This window comes from Paenibacillus paridis (assembly GCF_006345825.1).
GTDB classification, from domain to species: Bacteria; Bacillota; Bacilli; order Paenibacillales; family Paenibacillaceae; genus Pristimantibacillus; species Pristimantibacillus paridis.
On sequence record NZ_VCIX01000084.1, the window covers coordinates 133,631 to 155,669 of the forward strand.

A 22,039-nucleotide genomic window follows, 5' to 3' on the forward strand; every position below is an offset into this window, starting at 1 on the left:
AATGTTGCCTTTGTCTATCAGGGAACGGGCCGTCTTCGATCAGGCGGTTCATTTCGCGCTAGGGCGAATCGATGCGAATATACCGTTGTTTTCGAAGCTATTCCCTGCTCCCGCAAGCGAGAAATGGATATATTCTGGCATTGGGAATGAGGATTGGACCGCCAGCTTCTGGACGGGCATGCTTTGGCTTGCTTATGAGCTGACCAGTAACGAGAAATACCGGCAAGCAGCCGAGCGCCACATGCCAAGCTATAAGCAGCGGGTAGAGGAGCGGATCGCAATCGATACGCATGATTTGGGCTTTCTGTACAGCTTATCCGCCGTGGCTGCCTACCGGATCACGGGCAGCAAGGAAGCGAGGGATATCGCACTTAAGGCTGCGGATCTGCTGGCCGAGCGTTATTTTGCGGAAGCGGGGATTATTCAAGCTTGGGGCGACCTGAGTGATCCGGAGCAATGTGGAAGAATGATTATCGATTGCCTTATGAATTTGCCTTTGCTTTATTGGGCGGCAGAAGAAACGGGCATTAGCCGCTATGCGGAGATGGCGAAGGCGCATGTGAAGCAGTCGGCCGCTTACCTTGTTCGCCCGGATTACACGACTTACCACACTTATTATATGGACGTGGAGACCGGAGCTCCCAAGTACGGAAATACCCATCAAGGCTATGCCGATGACTCCTGCTGGGCAAGGGGGCAAGCGTGGGGGATTTACGGCTTTATGCTTAGCTATGGGTATACGGGAGATGAATCGCTGCTCATGGTATCTAAGTCGCTCGCGGATTATTTTCTGGAGAGGCTGCCTGAGGACGGCATCGTGTATTGGGATTTAATCTTTATGGAGGGCGATGAGCAGGAGAAGGATAGCTCGGCCGCGGCAATTGCGGTGTGCGGCTTGCTGGAGCTGGCGGAGCATCTGCCGGAGGGTGACTTGAACAAAGCGCGGTATGAGCAGGCAGCTCGCACGATGCTGTTATCCCTCTCCGAAAGCTATACAACCAAGAACGGTCCGGCATCCAATGGTTTGTTGAAGCATGCCGTTTACAACAAGCCTAGAGGGATGGGCGTGAATGAGTGCACCATTTGGGGTGATTACTTTTACGTGGAGGCACTAGTCAGAGTTCTTACGACATGGCGCCTGTATTGGTGACGGCATCTACATGATTTTGTCCTGCTCACCTGCAAGTTTGGTTCGAATAAAGCCTGTGGTAAGGAGGAGAACAGGAATAATCAGCAGATGGATCATGGAATAGCCCGCCCAGACCTTCTGAATGATGTCTGCAACATATACGCTGTTAAGATAAGTGTTCCAAGCGACTACGATGAACAGAACGGCGATCGGATACACGAGAGAGTGGTAGCTTTTCAAATGGAAGACCGTTTTGATGCCTGAAAGGATCGAGAAGAACAGCAGGGTCGTTTTGATAAAAAAGGTCATGACCCATAAGGTTACAAGTATGCCCTCCAGTCGCTGTATAAAGTTGCCGATATTAATCGTCTTGGCCAGAACGAAGGCGGGAAAGGTGCTGTTCGCCGTTTGCTCGATTCCGAGTATAAGCACGCTGAGCAGGACTAACGTTGATAGGAGACCGTTGCCAAGCACGGAGCCTGACCCAAACGCCGTTTCTCCCTGCTTGCGTTTCATGACCATCGGGGCAAGGACCATCATGACGATCAATTCTTGAAACATGGACGTGTGGATGCCTGCCTTTAGAACAGGCGCCCACCCATCCTCCAGCACGGGCCGGATATGATTCCAGTCAATTTGAGGCACGAGAGCCAGGGCCAGCAGGACAAAGAAAAAGATAATCCAGGGAAACATTAATTCTCCTACGCGCGCCAAAATAACGATTCCGAGTCGGGCGCACATGACGGCTGCCGCTAGAAACAACAGTTGAACGGCTTGTATCGGGGTCTCCTGTAGAATTTCGCTGGTGAGAAAGAAACCTAGATTGCCAATCAGCGTCCCTGCCAGGATTAAGAAATAAAAGAGATATAACAGCGTGATGGCTTTGCCAATCCACCTTCCGAAGACAAGCTCGTTGATTTCAAACAACGTTTTTCCAGGATATAGCCTCATGATGGTTATATACAATAGGACCATAAGGAAATTAATGGATAAGCTGATAAGCGAAGCGATCCAGGCGTCTTCCCTGGCGACATAAGCAAGTCCCGAAGGCGTGACGAGTACAGAGGTGCCTACTGTCAACCCGAAGGTCAGGATAAAAAACTGTCGGGCGGCGATTTCAGTTTTTTTCATCGGTTATCTACTCCTTACGTCTCCATGGTTACGGCATAAACGATTGGATTGGATTTGTCATAACGCGAATCCAATCCAGCGGCTTTGGCAGCGGAATTCCGAAGCATTCCGCTGCGATGGCGGCCAGCGCAATTCCCCAGATAAGCAGGAAGACGAGGACATCTCGCCGGGATTGGAGGCCTTTTAAATAAGGCATTTCGATAAGCGGCACCAGCAGGAGGAACACCATGATTAAGACGCTCCAAATCATCGTTGATCGATCTCCCTTCGAACAGGCTGAATAATGGAGCCGATATGGCGGACGGCAACGGAAGCCTTGATCTGGATGCTCATCGTCTTGAAATGAGACTCCCAATGATTACGGTATTTTGCCCATACCTTCGGATATTCCCTGTGAAGAACTTCGCCAAACCCAAAAATATCCGCGCCGTATTTTGCTTGAACATCCCGGATGTTGTTCCCGATGACCCCTTCAAGCTTTTCTTTCAGCTGATTCTGTATATAGTCAATATTTTTGGACTTGCTTAGATCAATTGCGCACTGAACCGCATTTAGGTTCGTTTCCACATGAATATAAGCCGTAAACTGAGGCTTTCCTTGCTGATCCAGCTTAACGTCCATCTTGGTATCGGAGCTGAAGATTTCAATGCCAACGACCTCTTTTTCGCTTCCCGGGCATGGCACATGCCCAATCGTAGTGGATACTTCATTTAAAATATAGTTAACGGTCTTGCTCTTGGACTCTTCCAGCCAGCCTACCAGCTTATCCTTCTTGAATACAGCAATCCCCGCATGCTGAAGCTGAGCATCGGGATTAATCTTTTTGAGATTGCTGCTGGAGTAGCCTACAGCTTGGCTTCCGATTACCCTGACGCCAGACAGGATGGGGTTGGAGCCTGCGCGCTCCAGCTCGGTAATGTATTGCTGCAGCGTGATCATTCCGGTGGCGGCCCAGTTCTTATGCGAGACTAATATAGATGAGAACAGGGAATTTGCGGGTATCGGCTCAAAGGAGGTCAGCACGTTTAGAACGTCCCTCGCTTTAGAATGCTGGGCAACCAGCATGAAGAAATCCGTTCGAAAATCGGGACTCCGCGAGACATAATCCAGAACATCGCTAATTCCGCTCCGGGCCAAGGCCTCGCCAAGAACCAGTACCCGCAAATGGGATAAGTATAGCTGTCTAGGCGCTTGGCTTAATACGCGCTGAAGGGCATCCGGAATCGTAATGCCTACGGCTTGGTAGGTGACAACAGGCGTAGCTCCCACGGAGCTTCGCTGTTTGCCGATCTCGCTGGAGTTAATGACCTGCGCAGTGACCAGAAAGCCGCTCTTATGCGTATCCACGCCCAGAGCAGCTACCACGGCCAGCTCATTGAGCTCTTTACGGCTCCAGCAACCCGGCAAAATCAGCAGTAGGATAAGCAGAAGCCAGATTGCTTTTCTATACATAAACATCACGTAGCCTCCCCCCGCATTCCGTTGTTGTCAGTAATTCTTCTTGCCGGAGCGTCCGAAGTATTTATTCATGACGGGACGGGACAGCCGAAGCAGCGCGTCCTTCTGGTCCGACCAGCGAAACGGTGCAAAGGAGGTCATATAAGGGATACCCATCGATTGCAGATTGCATAGATGCAGCGCTAGCATGATTAAGGCAATCGACATGCCGAATAAACCGAATGATGCCGTAATCGCCATGAGCACAAAACGCAGCATCCTAACGGAAATCCCCATATTGAAGGTAGGAAGCGCAAAATTGGCAATGGCCGTAATCGAAACGACTATGACCATCGCCGCAGAGATCAGCCCGGCTTCGACCGCTGCTTGACCAATGACCAGCGTGCCGACGATGGAGACGGATTGACCGATCGACTTTGGCAGGCGGATGCCGGCTTCACGCAAAATTTCAAAGGTAACCTCCATAAGCAAGGCTTCTATAAAAGCTGGAAACGGAATGCCTTCCCTCTGGCCGATCAGGCTCATAAGCAGATTAGCCGGTATCATTTCCTGATGGAAGGTCGTAATGGCGATATAAAAGGATGGAGTAAGGAGAGCAATGGCAAAGCAGATGTAGCGCAGAAATCTTACTAAGCTGGCGAAATCGCCCCGCTGGTAATAATCCTCGCTGGATTGGAAGAAATGCAGGAACAATGCGGGAACCACCAATACGAAGGGTGTGCCTTCTACGAATATCGCAATCCGTCCATCCAGAAGCGCGGCAGCGATGATATCCGGCCGCTCGGTATTATAGACCGTCGGAAAAGGGCTATAACGTTGGTCTTGGATCATCTCTTCAATGTAATTGCTCTCCAAAATACTCTCCAGCGAGATGTGCTCTAATCGTTTGTGCAGCTCCAGCAGCACATCGGGATCTGCCTTTCCCTCCATAAACATGATGGCGACCTTTGTTCTAGATTCCTCACCCATCGTTAGCTCGCGCAGGCGCAGCTTCGGATTTTGAATACGGCGGCGAACCAGCGAGGTATTATCGCGAAGGGATTCGGTAAATCCTTCACGGGGTCCGCGCACGACGGATTGTGAGCTTGCCTCTTGCACGGCTCTCTGTTTAAGATTTTCTGTTCCCACAAGTAAGGCTGAGCTCATGCCTTCCAGATAAATAATCGTATTTCCCGATAATAATGCTGCGATGACAAGGCTTAGCAAGTGGGCCTCCTCGACTTTTCCTTCTGAAATCGCATGCTCTTGAAGCCTTGTATAGCTATTCTCCGCATCTGTTGTACCGGTAGATTCAGACCATAAAGGAGATTCATCATGGATGGATTCCAGGACTAGCCGAGGATCTGCCAGACCTTCAATGTATACGATTACGCCCTTATTTCTGCCGATCATAATGCTTCGATAGACGATATCGGGGCTGTCGCTCAAGGCGCCGTGCAAGTGGTTCGTGAATGCTTCCAGATCGGCAGGCACATGTTCGACGCCTTCTCCTATCATTAACTGTGTCATAAGTCACCTCGCCAATCGGAAAATTATACAATGAATATAGTTTTCTTATATTTTCCTGTTTACTGAAAAATTATCCATGTATATGCGCTGCTCATCTGGCAACTGGACAAGAAAAACCGTCAGGGGGACCCTGACGGTTTAATGCTGTGTATCTCCCGCGCTTTTTAGTCCGCTCGATAATCATTAGAAACGATGGTTTCTGCGATATTCGGAGGGATTAATTTTGCATTTGCTTTTGAACATGCGGCTGAAATAAAAGGCATTCTGATAACCGCATTGCTCAGCGATATAATCGAGCGTATCGTCGGTTTCGACTAGCAGCGACCGCGCCTTTTGCAGCCGGAGAGAGGTCACATATTCGATTGGAGATTGGCTGAACGATTGCTGGAACCGTCTCGTCAAATGCGAGGGGCCGATACCCAGCTCATCGGCTAACTGGCTTATATTCCAGCCATATTCCAGGGCGTGCTCCTCCAAATACGACTGGACTCTGGCCATGACAGGGTCCTGCTTCGTCCTGCGGCTTCGCTCTGCACTGGACGCTAGTTCCAGCGAAAGAATGGCGAGCAAGTCGCCGAAGAAGTGTCTGATATAGTCCATGCCTTCGCCTTCTTCAGAACGCGCGTATGCATCTCGCAAATAACGGTAGGTGGATTCCAGCCGCTGCAAGTCCCGAATGGCCAGCTTGCCGTGCGGCCAGGTCTGCTCGGTTGCGAACTCGATGAACAGGAAGGAGAGAGGCTCCACCACTCTCCGCTTCAGCTTCATGCCGGGCGGACAGAGAACAACTTCGCCGAAGCCAGCTTCGGCGAAGGGGAAGTTCTTGAGACGGCAACCCTTGGATGCACTCCCTTTGAGCCAAGCTTTCTTGGGCGCGCCGTCCTCAGGCAAGTTCTCCCCTCCATTGCCATCCTCTTCTTCGACTCCGTTCCCCTGTTCCATCGCGAAGGAGAAACGTCCCGACAACGCGGCAAGCATGACCCAGTCCCGGTATTGATCATCCTCCATCTTAAATTCCGCACGTATTCCGCTGATGTAGATTCTCTTGATTTGCAACGTCTGCAAGTAGCGTGCCCCTCTCATGGGAAATTGGAAAAAAAGTATATGAAATAGTATAAGGGTATGCATGTCAAAAGTAAATTAAGGGGTTTAATATAAATATCAAGAAGTCGATCGCAAAAAAAAGTGAAGGGGAAATGAAGATGAGCAATATTAAGCTGTTATCCGACGAGCAAGTGAAAAGTTATAACGAGCAAGGTTATCTAGTGCTTCGCAACGTATTCAGCGAGGAAGAAGCACGCGTTCTGCAAGCGGAAAGCGACAAACTTCTGACGACGGAGCGGTTCATGGATCGAGGCAATGTGCGCGCTGGCTACAAGAGCTACGCGAATGGAGATGTGAAGATTGAAAGAATGGATCCGGTACATGATATATCGCCGTTGTTCGCAGAACTGGTGAAGGATGAACGCATTCTCTCCCCGCTGCGCGACATTTATATGGATGAGCCGCTGCTGTTCAAGGATAAGCTGATCTTCAAGCTGCCTGGAGCGAATGGCTACAGCATGCATCAAGACTCCGCGTGGTGGCAAGGCTTCCCGATCGAAGGGCTGATCAGCGTCATGATCGCTATTGACGGCGCGACGGTAGAGAACGGCGGATTGGAGCTATTCCCAGGCTATCATGACCGATTACGTTCGACGCCAGGCGAGCTGCGCAATATGAACGCAGCCGAAATCGCCGAGATTGATCCGCAGAAAGGCGAGATTGTCGAAACGAATCCCGGCGACGTCATTATCTTCCATTCATTTACGCCGCATCAGAGCGGAGCCAATACTTCGGAGAATAGCCGTAAACAGCTTTATTTAACTTATTCACCATCAAAGAACGGCCAGCTGTACAATGCGCATTACCAGCATTTCAAACGGTATGGGCTGGCGGGCAAAGATTTGAGCAAATATTATTTCTTGTAATCGCATGAGTCGCCGCCCACCTTCTCCTTATTGTCAGGGGAAGGTTTTCTGCGCCGCTCGCCCCATCTTTTAGCTGAAATCGGATTTCGGATCGGGTATGCTGTATGGGAACGCTCCTGACAATGGAAGGGTGGACGATTATGTATTCGTTATTGCTCGTAGAAGATGAAGAGGTTATCCGCAATGGGATGCGGCATTGTCTGGATTGGCAGTCATACGGCATCGACGAGATGGAGGAAGCTGAGAACGGCCGGATCGGATTGGAGCTTGCTCTGCGTATGAAACCGGACATCATTATAACGGATGTTGTGATGGCGGAGATGGATGGTATCGAATTTGTCCGCAGATTGCGGCAGGAGCTTACGGATAAGCCGATTCGTGTCATCATTATCAGCGGACACGAGGATATCGAATACGTCAGATCGGCGCTTAAGCTGCAGGTTGTTGATTATTTGCTGAAACCTTTCCATACGGAGGAGCTGGAGGACGTGCTGCGCAAGGTGGTGGAAGCTTGCGCATCGGACCGGCGGCAGGCCGAACGTCTCGCCGGGTTGGAGGAGAAGGCAGGCCGGTCGCGGTTGCTCGCGCGGGAACGGTTGCTCCAGGAGCTTTGCCACAGGCCGCTCTCATCGGATGAAATGTCGATTTATTCCGAATATGCGGGGGAGCCGCTCACCTTCGAACCGGGCTGCCGCGCCGCATATATCGAAGGCGGCATGTTGCGGGAGGCCGAATTACGGGCGCTTGAGGGAGTTTTGGCGACATTTACTATGGATCAAGGGGCGATTGGAGGCGTCGTAGCTGGCGGCGATTGGCTTGAAGATGCCGGCGTTCAGGCTTGGCTGGCAGACGCGGGGGCAACCGTCGGAATTGGCTCGGCAGCAGAGCGTCCGGAAGAGCTGCATCATTCTTTCCAGCAAGCGAGGATTTCATTTATTGATGCGAAGGAAAGCAGTGAGAGCGCCATATCCGTCGCTTATCGGCCGGATGGGATCAGCGATAAGAAAGAATGGATTCTCTCCGAGATGGCAGCATGCGAGGCGGTAATGCTGGATGCGCTGGAGCGGGGCGATCGGGAGGCGCTTGGCGATGGGCTTCAGGCGTACACCGGGCTAGTCCGCCGTTTCGATCAGGCCAGGCCGGATTATCTGCAAGCATTCTTCAGCATGTTTCTCGCGCAAGCGAACCGGCATTTCGCTGTTCTGCTGGAATCCTCTGCGCAAGCTTCGAGAGCGTTGGAGGAAATCGGGGCAACCCGTGAGCAGCAGACGCTAATTCGGATCTTCAATGACGCCATCATAAAAATCATGGAAGCGATTAACAGCAGGGCGGATCAACGCAGCGTCATTCGGCTGGTCAAAGGTTATATCCGCAGCTCCTTCGGCGAGGAGCTTACTCTGGCACAGATTGCAGAGCACGCGCATCTTTCCCCGAATTATCTGGCCAATCTGTTCAAGAAAGATACGGGGATGACAATCAACGCCTATATGACCGAAGTTCGGCTTGAGGAAGCGAAGCGTATGCTGCTGGAGGACAATCGGCTCTTGATTCATGACATTTCGGAGCGGATTGGCTACAAGGACAGCAAATACTTTACGAAGCTATTCAAGCGGGAGTTTGGATTGAGTCCAAGCGAATATAGGGAGCGATATGGATGAAGACGCTGCTCGGCAGATTTCTTCTCATCGATTCAAGGATGAAGCTGCGCAATAAAATGCTGATTTCTTTTGTGTTGATGGTATTGATTCCATCGGTATGCATCGGCTTCTTCTCTTATCAGAAATCGTCGGCGATCATTAGCGAGCAGACCAGCCACGCCTACCTGGAGGCGCTCCGTCAGACGACAATTAATATTTCGTACCGGTTGGACGAAATCGAGAATATATCCGAGATGGTGTATGCGAATGAAACGTTGCAGAAGCTGCTTCGCAAATCACAGCAGGAGAAGCTGTCGGTAGGCGAGGTTATTGACGATTACAAGTCGATCATTGAGATATTGGAAAATTTGGAGAAAAACCGCAACATATTTCGTATTCGGCTTATGATCGCAAGCAACCCGATGTACGCGATGGAGGGCATCAATATTTTGAGCATTGAACCCCGCATGCTGGAGGAATGGAACGCGAGACTTTCAACCAAGAAACGATCGATGGAATGGGTTTATAGCCCGGGCACGACCTATCCCGGCATTGGCGTCAAGGAGACGGTATCTCTGTACCGGACGATTAAGGATTTCAAAAATGTTCGCAATTTGCTGGGATTGGTTGCGATTGACGTGGATCAGGAGACGATTAATGCCGTATTGCGCGATATGAATCTGAATCTGCCTTATCAGGCTGTGTTAATGAACCGTCAGGAAACGATCGCCACTTATTCGCAGGGCATGGACGGCATCCCGATGGATTCGGACGAGCTTCACGCCGCCTTGGGCGAAGGAAGCGGAGAGCGGCAGTCTTATACGACAGTTCGCATGCACGGCGATCGTTATTTGCATCTTGTGCAGCCGATGGACGATCTGGACTGGCAGCTGGTTGTGCTAATTCCCTCTCTTCGCATTACGGATCAAAGCTCGCTGCTTGGTTTGTACATTCTGCTCCTGTCGGTTTCGCTGATTGCTTTCGGCATCGGGCTTTCCTACTTGTTATCGAATCGAATTACGAGCCGGCTCTCCCATCTGATCCGCAAGATGAAGGATTTGGAGCGAGGGCAATTCGGCAAGCTGGTGGATGTTAGCGGCCAGGACGAAATTGCGGTGCTGCAGCAAAGCTTCAATAATATGTCGATACAGATCGAGTCGCTCATCGGAGAGGTATATGCGATGACCCGAAAGCAGCAGCAGGAGGAGCTGAAGGTGCTGGAAGGACGAATCAACTCCCACTTTCTCTACAATACGCTGGATACGGTGAAATGGATGTCCCTCTCCTCCAAGGCGCCAGAAATTGCCAGAATCGTTACGAATTTATCCAAGTTTTATCGGATCAGCCTGAACAAAGGGCATGCAAGGCTCAGCGTGGAGAAGGAATTGGAGCATGTCCAGGCTTATGTGGCGATACAAGAGACCCGGTTCAGCGGCAAGCTCCGTTACGAGACGAAAGTGGACCCCGCGATGCTGCACAAAGAAATCATTAAGCTGATCCTGCAGCCAATAGTGGAAAATGCGATTTTGCACGGCATTAACAAAAGCGCGTCCAAGCAAGGACGAATTCGGGTGCGCGGGCTGCTTCGCAAGCATGCCATCGTGTTTTACATTACGGATACGGGGGCCGGCATCAGCGCGGAGCGTATTTCTTCGCTGCTCCAGGATGGCGGCGCAGGATACGGCGTCAGGAATGTGCATGAGCGGCTCAAGCTTTATTTTGGAGAAGGCAGCGGGGTTAGAATCCGTAGCAAGGAAGGGCAGGGAACATCTGTAAGACTTCTGCTAGTGTTGGATACAGAAATGGTCCAAGATCTTTGAAATGACCACCAAATCGTAGAGGAGCCCTGTTAACAGGGCTTTTTTCTTTCCCTATAATCTTTTGTAAGCGGATACATTAAAATCTAAACGCTCCGTGATATGAACTTAAATTGTGAAGGAGTGAATGTTCGACATGGCACAAAACAAATCTCGTGCAGCTGCCAGAAAAGGACGACAGGTTTGTGTGGTATGGGGGTTAGTCGCGCTGCTGTTTTTGACAGCCTTTCCCGCGAACTTTGTATCTGCGGCAATAATCGAAGATACGCTTGCCTCAGGTGAAGTAGGCGTTATCTTAGACGATAATGGCGCTGGGGTCGTTAGAACGGGTACGTTTACTAACGTTACGGAGAGTGAAGCTTACAATGGAGGTTTTGTCTATGCGAATGTGAATCGTACGACACCGCAAAGCATTACGTTTACGCCTACGATTCCGCAGGACGGTTTGTATCATTTCTATGTACGCAAGCCGGGAAAAAACAGATATTACCAAGGCAATGTGCCGTACACGATTCATTCCGAAGAGGGCACAAGTGTGGTCAATCTGCCAACGAGCGCAGATTCCAAGGAAGAATGGGTGCAACTGAATGCCCAGCCGCTCGCCTTCAAGGCAAGCGGGATGTATACCATTGTAGCAGGAGGGGCTGGCTATACAGCCTTCCCGCCAACAACGGAAACAGGTAATTATCCGATCGCGATTGATGGCATCAAGCTGATTCGTACAGCAGACCTGCCTGTTGATCAAGATGACATGGATGCCGTTCTGGCTGAGAAAAGCAAATATGAACCGAATGCATGGATTGGGACAAATACGTCAGTTGCCTCCAGCGTGTATGCTTCGATTGTGAAGCTGAAAGCTGGCCAAGCAGCTAACAGCGGTATACAAGTGAGTGCGGCTGTGGCGCCGACAAGCCTATACCTAGAGGGTACTGCCAATGATGTTTTTTTGAAAGCGTCGAATATAACGACTGCGAATGCGGTGGAAAATGTTACGCTTACCTTTAGCAAAGGGAATGCGACAACAACACTGGACGTAGCGGTGACGATCGAAGCGCCGCTTTCAGTGGACTACAGCAATTTCACGGATACGGCGACCTGGTACCGGGACTTTGCGCCTGGCATTTTTAATCCGAACGAAGGAACGATTGAGATCACTGCAAGAATAGATAAACCCTACAAGGAGTTCGGCAACGAATGGGATTTCTTATTCCGTCTAGTTCCAGCGCAGAGCGGACCAGGGAATACCCTGATTAATGCACATATTCCGCCACCAGGAACGAAACCGGCAGGAGCGAATCCGATCTATGAGCAACCACTGATCTTTACTGTACGCAATGGCGATGGCACGAAAGGTGTTAACACGTTGGCACAACCTAGCCAAATGAATTATGTACAAGGCGTTCCTTTCAATATCGCTTTTTCCTGGAAAATGGGCGTGGGCGGTTATACAGCTATTTATATGAATGGTGTAGAGCTATCCCGGACGGCTACATCCTTGCCTGCTGTCATGGAGAAGTTTATTCCCTATGAATTCATGGTTGAGCGCGGAGCGCCTTATAACATCACGAATGTGAAGATTTCAACCAAAGCGCTCACGATTGGTGAGCTTGAAACGAACACAACAGCGTTCACACAAGCGGCGGATACAGCCTTGATCGCCAAAACAACAATGAATCAGCCTGTTCAGTCAAATAAATTCGTAACACCATGGCATACGTCTTCCCAGTACAGCATCGTTAAGCCTGCATTCCGCAGTGAGAAAGAGGTTTTCCTTGCGAATGAAGCGGCTGTGTATCCGATCATGAGTGTCAATTATGGCACTTCAACCAAAGAGTATACTGTAAACATACAGGCCAAAGATCCGTATGGTCAAGTTGCGTTTACAACACAGAAAACGGTTATCGTACCAGCGGACGGGAATTATCATTCGCAGGATCTGGCGTTACCGCAGTTGGATGGTCTTATTGGCTTCTGGTATTTGGAAACGACAATTAGTTCAACGCTATCGGATGAGATTACGTATCAAAGCGCGATATCGAAAGTGCCTAATAACAATACGCTGCTGCCGGATGGCAAGTATGCCGATTATTACGGCAACCATACGAGCTACAGCTACTCCATGCTGCCTTGGCAGAAGATCAATACGAGCATTCAGCGGACATGGGAAGATGCGAGAGCGTTCATGTGGTTCAAGATTGAACCGACGAAAGGCCACTTCACATGGGATCAAACCGATGGTTATGTGCAAAGAGTGACGGACGCGAACATGGATGTTATGGCGGTTCTGGGTTATCCTGCGGATTGGGCGTCTACCCGAGTTGCGCCTAGCGAAATACCAGAGGAAGGCTGGGAGAATGATTATATGTACCGTTCGGAGCGTTGGGTTCCGAAGGATATCCAGACGAAGGATGGGGTCCCGGGGTCTGGCGAAGACTGGTCCGATTATGTATATCAAACGATGAAGCGTTATGCAGGCAAAGTGAAATATTATGAAGTGATGAACGAAGTGAATTTCCATCCGCCATTCACGACAGCATCCTTCTCGGGTACGAAGGAAGAATATTTCCTCATGCTGCGTATCGTACATGAGCAAGCGCAACGGGTGAAAGCCGAGTATAAAGCGGAGACAGGCCTGGATTTGGAGCTTTATGTCACGACAAGCGGATTCGGGACACCGCCGACTGCGACAGATCGCCAGATGGCGATTGATGCCTTGAGTGCTCCGTACAATCAATACTACGACATTTATGTTATTCATGGGTATGAGGGCACGATAGGGATCTCGGATATTCTAGCGGCTTATGCGACTGCGAAGCAATCGCGCCCACAGCTCCAGCTATGGCAGGGGGAAGTATATCCGCTAGGCAATAAAGATCAATCTTGGCGTATCTATGATCATGTACAGAAATATACAGATTTCTTGGCAGCGGGCTTTGATAAATTTATTAACATGGGAACGCCAGAGGGAGATACGTATCTCACGCGGCACTCGAATTCACCGACAGAGGTGTTCCAATCTACGGCGATTTTGCAGGATTTCATCCGGAAAATCGATCACTATATAGGTTCGTACACAGGCTTCACGGGAGCTAATTTGCTTCCAATTAAACATTATATGCAGAACACAGATGGCAGCTATCTAAGTATTCTATCCGCTGACAGCACGACGCTTGATGTGAATATTCAGAATCCGAACAGCGTGAGCCGCATTACGGATAGCTATGGCAATGAAGTCGCAATGACCGTTGAAGATGGCATTGGCTTGTTAACGAAAAGAAATTCGGTATTCATAATTAGCAGTGAACCTCTAGTTATCGCAAGTGTAGTGGGCGAGGGCTCTCTGACAGCGCTGAAGAACGGCGGCTTCGAGAGAATTTCCGGCGACCCGACAGGCGGGCTAGCAGCGGTTACAATGAATAACTGGGAGATGGGGTATAATCGCGGCGTATATGGCACGAATGCCTATGTCACCCAAACTGGCGCGTATCAAGGTCAGAATGCTGCGGAATTCAACTCAGCAGGAGCGCCCAACGGTAGAACGTTTATGTATCAGACCTTCGAAGTTACAGAGCCTGGCAGCTATGTCTTATCCGCGCGTATCAAGCAAATAAGCGGCGGGTCAGACGTGCAACCTGAACTTAACATCTGGGATGGTACAAGCGATCATCAGCTTCCTGCTGTGACGCTAACGAATGCTTACCAATCGTACGCGAATATGATCACGGTGACGCAAGCAACTACGCTTACTGTGAATATCGGAATTTTATCCGGGAATGGCAAAGTCGTATTCGATGAAATTGTTTTCAGTTTAATTCCTGAGAATGTTGAAATCGCCATGGATAATTCGGATGAAGCAGGCGTAACCTTCACCGGAACGACATGGGAGAATACGAAGACGAATACGCAAGCCAACAAAGGGAACTTTGCGCTTAACACAAAGAAGGCAGGCGATGCCAGCGTCATCTACACGCCTTCGATTCCGCTAGACGGGATGTATGATGTATCCATCTGGCACCATCCTGTGCTAAATGCAGCCCAAGCGCCATACACGATCCGACATGCGCTCGGGACAGATACTGTTATCGTTGACCAATCGGTTGACGGCGGGAAATGGGTGAATATTGGCAGCTACCCGTTTAATATCGGCGTGGATGGGAAAGTAACCATTACGAACAGTTTCTCTGTCGGTAATTTCATGCTGGCAGACGGCGTTAAATTCGTAAGAACAGGTCCCATTGCCCAAGATATTGCGCCTCCAAGCATGCATGCTGATGTGACTGCACCAACGAATGATATGGTTACTGTGACGGTTACTTATGCATCCGACGCGACGATTAAGGAATACAAGCTTGGCCTTGACGGGACTTGGGCAGCGTATAACGCACCGATATTGGTAGCCGATAATGAAACGGTATATGCGCGGGGAAGCGATTCACTGGGGAATGTATCGCCGGTGAGCAGCTATATGGTGAGCAATATTGATCGTAGTGCCCCGACAGGCACGGTAGCTTTTGCAGCCTACACAAGTCCCGCAAACGGGAATCAACAAGCAGTTGAAGCGACATTGACGACAAACGAGCCAGTAACGCTCACGAACAATAATGGAGCCAGCAGTTACATTTTCTACGAAAACGGCAGCTTTACATTCACGTTTGTTGACGCGGCAGGCAATCAAGGGGCGGCAACGGCTGTTGTCAGTACTATTGTTACATCAGGGGGCGGAACAGATTCAGGAAACACAGGAAGTACCGGCTCAGGCAATGGCACAACAGCTATACCCCCTGCGAAACCATCTCCTGCACCAGAAGCGAATCCTGTCGATGTTTTCAATGATAGCGTAGTGAAGTCGACGGGTCACGTTGTCGCAAGCATTGAGGCTAAAGTAAATGACGCCCTTAAAAAAGCGCCTAATGAAGGGCCTTCGGACATTCAGGGGCATTGGGCCGAGAAAACGATAGAAACTTTCGTGAAGCTTGACATTGTCAATGGTTATGCGGATGGTTCGTTTAGGCCAAACGAAAGGATTACCCGAGCAGAGTTTGCTTCAATTATTACTCGCGTGTTTGATATTACAGGCGGTCACCATACCGATATTGTTTTACTGGATATCGATCAACACTGGGCGGCCCAAGCGATTGAAGCACTCGTGCAAGCGGGGGTAATCAATGGTTATAGCGATTCTACATTTAGACCGGATCAAACCATCAGCCGGGAAGAGATGGTCTTAATGATGTCGAGAATGTTGAGTATGCAAAAGGTGAAGCAAGATGGAACAGCTGCGTTCACGGATATCGATGATTCTTACGCGAAAGATGAAATAACGGCTGCAGCCAAGGCGGGAATGCTCAGCGGAAGAACGAATGGCAAGTTCTCCCCTAAAGAATCATCCACTCGCGCAGAGGCACTGACGATGGTCTTGAATGCTTTGATTCTTAATCCACAAATCAAATCGTTACTGGAATCGTTGAATTAGCGGTGCAAGTAATAAAGCGCCTAGTACCGCTTTTGTGTAACCGCTTGCAAAGTGCGTAATAACGCCCACCTAACCGTAACCCTGTCCCGTTTCCGTTCTTCTGCAGAACTCTTACAATAACATTAGGAAGTAGATAACGGACATACGAAGGAGGGGATGTTGCGGTATGCAAAGGATGGAGAAAGCAGAGTTAACACAGAAGAGAGCGCATCCCGCGCGCGCGCGGTGGCTGCTGGACCTGAAGAGAGATTATGTGCTGTACCTGTTGTTGCTTCCAGGTCTGGCCGCGTTGCTGCTCTTCAAATATTTGCCGATGTACGGCGTGGTGATCGCCTTCAAGGACTTTAATCTGATCAGCGGCGTATGGGGGAGCCCGTGGGCGGGGCTTAAACATTTTGAGGAATTGTTCCGGGCTCCCAAATTCTACAGCGTGCTGGAGAATACATTGCTCATCAATTTCTACAAGCTGGTCTTTCAATTCCCGCTGCCTATTCTGCTGGCGCTTATGATTAATGAAGTGAGGAACCTAATGTTCAAGCGGTTTGCGCAGACGATCACCTACTTGCCGCATTTCTTGTCGTGGGTCATCATTAGCGCGGTGTTCATTAATGTGCTGTCGCCGCAAACGGGTATTCTCAAAGATGTATTCGCTTTCTTTGGCATGAGCCATGTGATGATGATTGCGGACGAACGATTTTTCCGGGGAGTGCTTGTCGCTTCGTCGGCCTGGAAGGAAACCGGATGGTCCTCCATTATTTATCTATCGGCGATTCTGGCCGTTGATCCGCAGCTGTTCGAGGCTGCCAAGATCGACGGAGCGGGCAAGCTGAGACAAATTTGGCATATCACCTTGCCGGGCATTCGCAGTGTCATTGTCTTCATTATTATGCTGCGCATCGGTACGGCGCTTGGCAACGATCTGGAGCAGGTACTTATGTTATATAGTCCGTTCGTGTACAGCGTAGGCGATGTAATTGGAACGTACGTTTACCGGATTGGGCTTGGCCAGATGAAATACAGCTTCACGACGGCGATTGGTCTCTTCCAATCCTTGATTGGGATGGCTTTAATCTTCGGCGCCAACACGCTAAGCAAGAAATTCGGCGAGAGAAGCTTATGGTAGGGGAGGCTGTATAATGAACACCAAGCTGCAATCCAAAGGAGAAACGGCGTTCTCCATCACGAACTACATTCTGTTGCTGCTCGTCATTCTGATCTGTCTCATTCCCGTCGTGAATCTTGTAGCCAAGTCGTTCAGCGATGAAGCGAGCATACTGGCAGGAGACGTGTTCCTGTGGCCGATCAACTTCAATGTAGACGCGTATGATGTCGTGTTGAACAGCCAGAGATTTCTGGTATCCTTTCAAAATTCGATTATCATTACAGTGACGGGCACGATTCTCAACGTGCTGCTGACGATCTTCACCGGCTATGCCTTGTCCCGTTCAAGACTGCGGGGAGCCAAGGCCATTATGATGCTTTACGTATTCACCATGCTCTTCAGCGCGGGTATTATTCCTACGTATCTGATTATAAAAGAACTCGGTTTGTTGAATTCTTTATGGGCGCTTATTCTGCCATCGCTAGTTAGTCCTTTCAACATGATCATTGTACGCCTGTATTTCTACGGCATACCTGATAGCCTGGAGGAATCTGCGAAGATGGATGGCGCGGGCAACCTGCGCATTTTGTTCCAGATTATGATCCCGCTCGCTTATCCGGTTATCGCTACGATAGCGCTCTTCTGCGCGGTCGAATATTGGAACAGCTACTTCGATGCGTTAATGTACATTAACGACAGCGGACGTTTGCCTCTGCAAGTGTTTCTGAGAGAGATGCTGATGAGCGTGTCGGATGCGACGAGCAATATCGATATGCTGTCGAGCGCCGATGTGCCGCAGGAAGCGATACGCGGGGCAACAGTTGTAGCGGCTACGCTGCCGATCGTGATCGTCTATCCTTTCTTGCAGCGTTTTTTCGTCAAAGGTATGGTGCTTGGCGCCGTAAAAGGCTGACAATAGCAAACAAACATATTATGGGAGGTCAATTGGATGGGTATGAACAGAAAAACAAAAAAAGCGGGTATTGTCCTGCTTGTCCTGTTGCTGGCAGTAGGTGTGCTCGCGGCTTGCGGCAATACAAACAATGCTGGCAATGGCAAGGGAGCGGGCGCAACAGCGGATCCAACAACGGCGGCGACGGATGCGCCGAAGGAGAAGGTGACGCTGCGCATTCTCGGTGAGAACAACGTGGAGGAATTTCCTGCCGGTACCGATGTGAACAACAATGTCATCATTAATGAGCTCCGCGAGCGGACCGGATACGATATTCAATGGGAGCTGCTGCCGAAGGACCCAGAAGTGGCTAGGCAGAAGCTGAACGTGCTTATGGCCTCTGGCGACACGCCTGATCTGATTATCATGAATGACAAGGCGGTCTTCGGCAACTTCGTGCAGCAAGGTTTGCTGACGCCGCTGAACGATCTGCTTGAATCCGACGGCCCCGATATCAAAGGTACATTGTCGGAGGATCAATGGAAGTCGGCTTCCTTCGACGACCAAATTTTCGCGGTCCGTACGGTCAATTTCTCCAGTGCGATCAACGGGCTGCTCGCAAGGAAAGATCTGCTTGCGGCCGCCGGAGTTGGCGAGATCAAGACGCAAGAAGAATTTTATCAAGCGCTTAAGGCGTTGAAGGCGAAGGACCCGTCGATCATTCCGTACGCAGCCAACCTGGCGCAAGGCTTAACCTCGCTGGATGCTATCGCAAGCATGTTCTATCCGCCGGTTGATTATGTCCAGCAGGACGGCAAGGTTGTGTATACGCCGCTATTGCCTGCTGCAAAGGAGTTCCTGGCCTTCGCGAATAAACTGTATGCGGAAGGGCTAATCGATCCGGAAGCGATCGTATCGAAATCCGAGAATTTGAAGGAAAAGCTGGTTAGCGGCCAAGCGGCCATGAGTACGTTAGGCTGGTACGAAGAGCCATCGATAAGCAAAGCTTTGGCGGAGAAGAAGCCGGGAGCAGAGATGGTGTTTATGGCGCCGCCGGTTGGCGACAACGGAGCTGCCGGTTTCTCACGCAACTCCACAACGGCCAAATACTTTATGATTCCGAAGGCGAGCAAGCATGCCCGGGAAGCGGTGCAATTCCTGAACAGTGTGGCGAATGACGAAATCATCAATATGATCTCATTTGGCATCAATGGCACGCATTACGAAACGAAGGACGGCAAGATCGCCGCGCTTCCAGAGCAGGAAAATATCCGTTACCGCGTATATTACAATATGTTCGACACGGTTGAGCTTGGTTTGCAGCGACTTGAGCAGAAGGGATTCGCGCCTTACTTCGAGGCTGTCGATAAAACGGCGAAATACGAAAACGTGGTAAACCTTGTACCTCCGGTCGAATTGGTCGACAAGACGAACCAGGAGCTGATTGATCTGCGCAACGAATATTTCCTGAAAATAATTACAGGAGCACTGCCTTTGTCTGCTTATGACGAATATGTGGCCAAATTCAAGCAGCTTGGCGGCGAAGCGGTTATTGAAGCACTGAACGCTGCGTATAACGGCACCTAAATGCATGAAACGAAACGGTATCCTGCAATTCGCAGGATACCGTTTCGTCTTTCATGCGGCAATATTTAGTTCCTACTTAATCCTGTCCGTTTCTTCCCTTCGATTAAGATCGTCAAGCTCACAAGCGTAACGAATATCGTTGCTCCCATATCGGAGAGAATGGCAATCCACAGCGTAAGCCAGCCAGGAATGGTGAGCAGCAGAGCAATGACCTTTAGACCGAGTGAGACAATGATGTTAAAGCGGATAACCCGATTCACTCTTTTGGCGATGGAGATCGCTTCAGGAAGCTTGCCCAAATGATCCTGCATAAGCACGATATCCGCCGTCTCGATCGCGCTGTCCGTTCCTTTGCCCATCGCAATGCCGAGCTGCGCGGAGGCAAGGGCAGGCGCATCGTTAATACCGTCTCCGATCATGGCGACCGTATGGCTTGCGGATAGCTCCTTGATCCGCTTTACTTTATCCTCTGGCAGTAGGCCTCCATAAAAATCAGATACGCCGACGGCAGAAGCTACCTTCTCTGCTGTTTTCTGATGATCGCCAGTCAGCATGACGGTGCTCTTGATGCCAAGCCTGTGCAAGTCTGCGATAACAGACCGGCTTTCCTCGCGTATTTCATCAGCGATGCCGAACATGCCCAGCACCTGCTGCTCATCGGCAACGAGAACTAACGTTAACCCCTCTTCCTTCAGTTCATCAATCCGTTTCTGAATAAGCCCCGGTATTTGGATATGGGCAATACTTTGTTCATTACCGAGCCAATAGGAATGACCATTGACTTTGGCCTTGATTCCCCGCCCGGTTAGCGTTTGGATCTCATCCGGATTAGGCGCGATTACGCGGCGGCGTTCCACTTCTTTCATTATCGCTTTCGCTAGCGGATGGGAAGAGGATTTTTCGATGGCACCAGCTGCTTGGAAGAATCGCTTTTCGTCATAAATTTCCATTTGGGCGACATGGGGCTCACCCTTCGTAAGCGTTCCTGTTTTGTCAAACGCCAGCACGTCGATCTTGCCTAGCTGCTCAAGGAACACGCCGCCTTTGACGAGTACGCCGTTGCGGGCGTTGCGGGTAATGCCTGAGACGATGGCAATCGGAGAAGAAAGAATGAGCGCGCAAGGGCAACCGACAATCAATACGGACAACCCTTGATAGAACCACGACTTCCAGTCTCCTTGGAGGAGGAGGGGAGGAATAATCATAACAAGTGCGGCAACAATCATAATGAGCGGCGTATAATATTTTGCGAACTTATTGATAAAGAGCTCCGTGGGCGTTTTGGTTTCCTGCGCTTCCTGAACCAGATGCAAAATCTTAGCCAGAGACGAATCCTTATAGGCTTTGTCTATTCGTACAATGAGAAGGCCCTCGTTGTTGATGCTGCCGCCGAATACGGGTTCGCCGGATTCTTTCTCTACGGGAAGAGACTCGCCGGTAATCGCTGCTTCGTTGACGGAGCTTCTGCCCTCGGATACCGTACCGTCGGAGGGGATTTTTTCGCCAGGTTTTATTTTGACAAAGTCGCCGATTTGAAGTGTGGAGATGGGTACGACAGTCTCCTGTCCGTTCTCCCACTTTAAGGCTTCCTTAGGTGCAACTTGCAATAAGGTTTCCATGGAACGACGGGCCTTCTCCATGCCGTAGCCTTCCAGCAATTCATTGAGTCCAAACAATATAGCGACTAGCGTGGCTTCCTTCCACTCCCCTATAGCGACTGCTCCGACCAAGGCAATGGTCATAAGCGTATCAATATTAAACTTTAGCCGGAAAAGGTTTTTAAGTCCCCTTAGAAACGTGGTGTACCCGCTAATAACGGTGGCAGTTAAATAAAGGAGAATAACCGCTTGCTTGTCGAGCAAGCCATCGAGCAGCAAGGCCGCTGCATAGATAACGCCAGATACAATGAGTAGGTTAAGCGTCTTCGAGTTGCTGCCTTCATGGCTGTGAGCATGGCCTTCATGACTATGGCTGTGTCCATGATTATGGTCATGATATTCAACAGCGGTATTTGACTCTGCTCCCGACTCGATATAGGCATTGTCGGACTTTAATATTTTTTCCACGTCATTCATGGAAATTTGGGGATCTACCGTTAATTTACCGGAATTATAGCTAAGTTTAGCATCTGAGCCATGCTCAAGCTGCTTGATTTCTTCCTCCATCCGCAAGGCGCAGCCGCCGCAGGAGAGTCCTTTGATGCGATATTCGTTCATACGTAAGCCACCTTTCAAAACAATACATGAACACTTGATCATATGATATGCGATTCCACATTTTATGTCAAACTTAGATTCTCCAATTGGGCAGGAAAAGATGAGGGGGCCTATTGAA

General features: G+C 50.0%; 14 protein-coding genes. 8 read left to right on the forward strand and 6 right to left on the reverse strand.

Features of this window, described 5'->3' with window-relative positions:
• Window position 1: 1 nt before the first annotated feature.
• Window positions 2–1,150, forward strand: a complete 1,149-nt coding sequence (locus FJQ58_RS13270) for a glycoside hydrolase family 88 protein (RefSeq protein ID WP_139994125.1) — start codon at window positions 2–4, stop codon at window positions 1,148–1,150.
• 6 nt (window positions 1,151–1,156) lie between these two features.
• On the opposite strand, the gene FJQ58_RS13275 is transcribed toward FJQ58_RS13270, so the two are convergent.
• The 5 genes from FJQ58_RS13275 to FJQ58_RS13295 form a co-directional block, all read right to left on the reverse strand.
• Window positions 1,157–2,260 carry a GerAB/ArcD/ProY family transporter gene (locus tag FJQ58_RS13275; protein WP_139994127.1) on the reverse strand — a complete coding sequence of 368 codons (1,104 nt, stop codon included), beginning with the start codon at window positions 2,258–2,260 and terminating at the stop codon, window positions 1,157–1,159.
• Between the two features lie 28 nt (window positions 2,261–2,288).
• The gene (locus tag FJQ58_RS13280; RefSeq protein WP_139994129.1) at window positions 2,289–2,510 is read right to left on the reverse strand and encodes a hypothetical protein; all 222 of its coding nucleotides are present in this window, start codon (window positions 2,508–2,510) and stop codon (window positions 2,289–2,291) included.
• Window positions 2,507–3,718 carry a Ger(x)C family spore germination protein gene (locus tag FJQ58_RS13285; RefSeq protein ID WP_139994131.1) on the reverse strand — a complete coding sequence of 404 codons (1,212 nt, stop codon included), beginning with the start codon at window positions 3,716–3,718 and terminating at the stop codon, window positions 2,507–2,509. Before FJQ58_RS13285 ends, FJQ58_RS13280 begins: the two co-directional genes overlap by 4 nt.
• Window positions 3,719–3,748: 30 nt before the next feature.
• The gene (locus FJQ58_RS13290; RefSeq protein WP_139994133.1) at window positions 3,749–5,227 is read right to left on the reverse strand and encodes a spore germination protein; all 1,479 of its coding nucleotides are present in this window, start codon (window positions 5,225–5,227) and stop codon (window positions 3,749–3,751) included.
• 183 nt (window positions 5,228–5,410) lie between these two features.
• Window positions 5,411–6,292, reverse strand: a complete 882-nt coding sequence (locus tag FJQ58_RS13295) for a helix-turn-helix domain-containing protein (RefSeq protein ID WP_162341483.1) — start codon at window positions 6,290–6,292, stop codon at window positions 5,411–5,413.
• A gap of 137 nt (window positions 6,293–6,429) precedes the next feature.
• On the opposite strand from FJQ58_RS13295, the gene FJQ58_RS13300 reads away from it, so the two are divergent.
• The 7 genes from FJQ58_RS13300 (at window position 6,430) to FJQ58_RS13330 (ending at window position 19,705) form a co-directional block, all read left to right on the forward strand.
• Entirely contained in the window at window positions 6,430–7,197 is a 768-nt protein-coding gene (locus tag FJQ58_RS13300; protein WP_162341485.1) for a phytanoyl-CoA dioxygenase family protein, read from the forward strand.
• A 140-nt stretch (window positions 7,198–7,337) separates the two neighbouring features.
• Window positions 7,338–8,855 carry a response regulator gene (locus tag FJQ58_RS13305; protein ID WP_162341487.1) on the forward strand — a complete coding sequence of 506 codons (1,518 nt, stop codon included), beginning with the start codon at window positions 7,338–7,340 and terminating at the stop codon, window positions 8,853–8,855.
• Window positions 8,852–10,654 carry a cache domain-containing sensor histidine kinase gene (locus FJQ58_RS13310; RefSeq protein ID WP_139994141.1) on the forward strand — a complete coding sequence of 601 codons (1,803 nt, stop codon included), beginning with the start codon at window positions 8,852–8,854 and terminating at the stop codon, window positions 10,652–10,654. The genes FJQ58_RS13305 and FJQ58_RS13310 overlap by 4 nt, the downstream gene beginning before the upstream one ends.
• A gap of 133 nt (window positions 10,655–10,787) precedes the next feature.
• Window positions 10,788–16,124 (forward strand): golvesin C-terminal-like domain-containing protein, encoded by a 5,337-nt coding sequence (locus FJQ58_RS13315; protein WP_162341489.1) that lies wholly within the window; start codon window positions 10,788–10,790, stop codon window positions 16,122–16,124.
• A gap of 166 nt (window positions 16,125–16,290) precedes the next feature.
• Window positions 16,291–17,247 (forward strand): ABC transporter permease, encoded by a 957-nt coding sequence (locus FJQ58_RS13320; protein WP_238404029.1) that lies wholly within the window; start codon window positions 16,291–16,293, stop codon window positions 17,245–17,247.
• Window positions 17,248–17,260: 13 nt separating this feature from the next.
• Window positions 17,261–18,139 carry a carbohydrate ABC transporter permease gene (locus FJQ58_RS13325; protein ID WP_139994145.1) on the forward strand — a complete coding sequence of 293 codons (879 nt, stop codon included), beginning with the start codon at window positions 17,261–17,263 and terminating at the stop codon, window positions 18,137–18,139.
• A 36-nt stretch (window positions 18,140–18,175) separates the two neighbouring features.
• Window positions 18,176–19,705 (forward strand): extracellular solute-binding protein, encoded by a 1,530-nt coding sequence (locus FJQ58_RS13330; protein WP_139994147.1) that lies wholly within the window; start codon window positions 18,176–18,178, stop codon window positions 19,703–19,705.
• 65 nt (window positions 19,706–19,770) lie between these two features.
• Here the strand turns inward: FJQ58_RS13330 and FJQ58_RS13335 are convergent, their stop codons facing one another.
• Entirely contained in the window at window positions 19,771–21,921 is a 2,151-nt protein-coding gene (locus FJQ58_RS13335) for a heavy metal translocating P-type ATPase (RefSeq protein WP_139994149.1), read from the reverse strand.
• Window positions 21,922–22,039: the final 118 nt, after the last annotated feature.

Coding starts and splice junctions, on each gene's coding strand:
- FJQ58_RS13270 (WP_139994125.1), top strand. CDS start 2: ATGTTGCCTTTGTCTATCAGGGAACGGGCCGTCTTCGATCAGGCGGTT.
- FJQ58_RS13275 (WP_139994127.1), bottom strand. CDS start 2,260: ATGAAAAAAACTGAAATCGCCGCCCGACAGTTTTTTATCCTGACCTTC.
- FJQ58_RS13280 (WP_139994129.1), bottom strand. CDS start 2,510: ATGATTTGGAGCGTCTTAATCATGGTGTTCCTCCTGCTGGTGCCGCTT.
- FJQ58_RS13285 (WP_139994131.1), bottom strand. CDS start 3,718: ATGTTTATGTATAGAAAAGCAATCTGGCTTCTGCTTATCCTACTGCTG.
- FJQ58_RS13290 (WP_139994133.1), bottom strand. CDS start 5,227: ATGACACAGTTAATGATAGGAGAAGGCGTCGAACATGTGCCTGCCGAT.
- FJQ58_RS13300 (WP_162341485.1), top strand. CDS start 6,430: ATGAGCAATATTAAGCTGTTATCCGACGAGCAAGTGAAAAGTTATAAC.
- FJQ58_RS13305 (WP_162341487.1), top strand. CDS start 7,338: ATGTATTCGTTATTGCTCGTAGAAGATGAAGAGGTTATCCGCAATGGG.
- FJQ58_RS13310 (WP_139994141.1), top strand. CDS start 8,852: ATGAAGACGCTGCTCGGCAGATTTCTTCTCATCGATTCAAGGATGAAG.
- FJQ58_RS13315 (WP_162341489.1), top strand. CDS start 10,788: ATGGCACAAAACAAATCTCGTGCAGCTGCCAGAAAAGGACGACAGGTT.
- FJQ58_RS13320 (WP_238404029.1), top strand. CDS start 16,291: ATGCAAAGGATGGAGAAAGCAGAGTTAACACAGAAGAGAGCGCATCCC.
- FJQ58_RS13325 (WP_139994145.1), top strand. CDS start 17,261: ATGAACACCAAGCTGCAATCCAAAGGAGAAACGGCGTTCTCCATCACG.
- FJQ58_RS13330 (WP_139994147.1), top strand. CDS start 18,176: ATGGGTATGAACAGAAAAACAAAAAAAGCGGGTATTGTCCTGCTTGTC.
- FJQ58_RS13335 (WP_139994149.1), bottom strand. CDS start 21,921: ATGAACGAATATCGCATCAAAGGACTCTCCTGCGGCGGCTGCGCCTTG.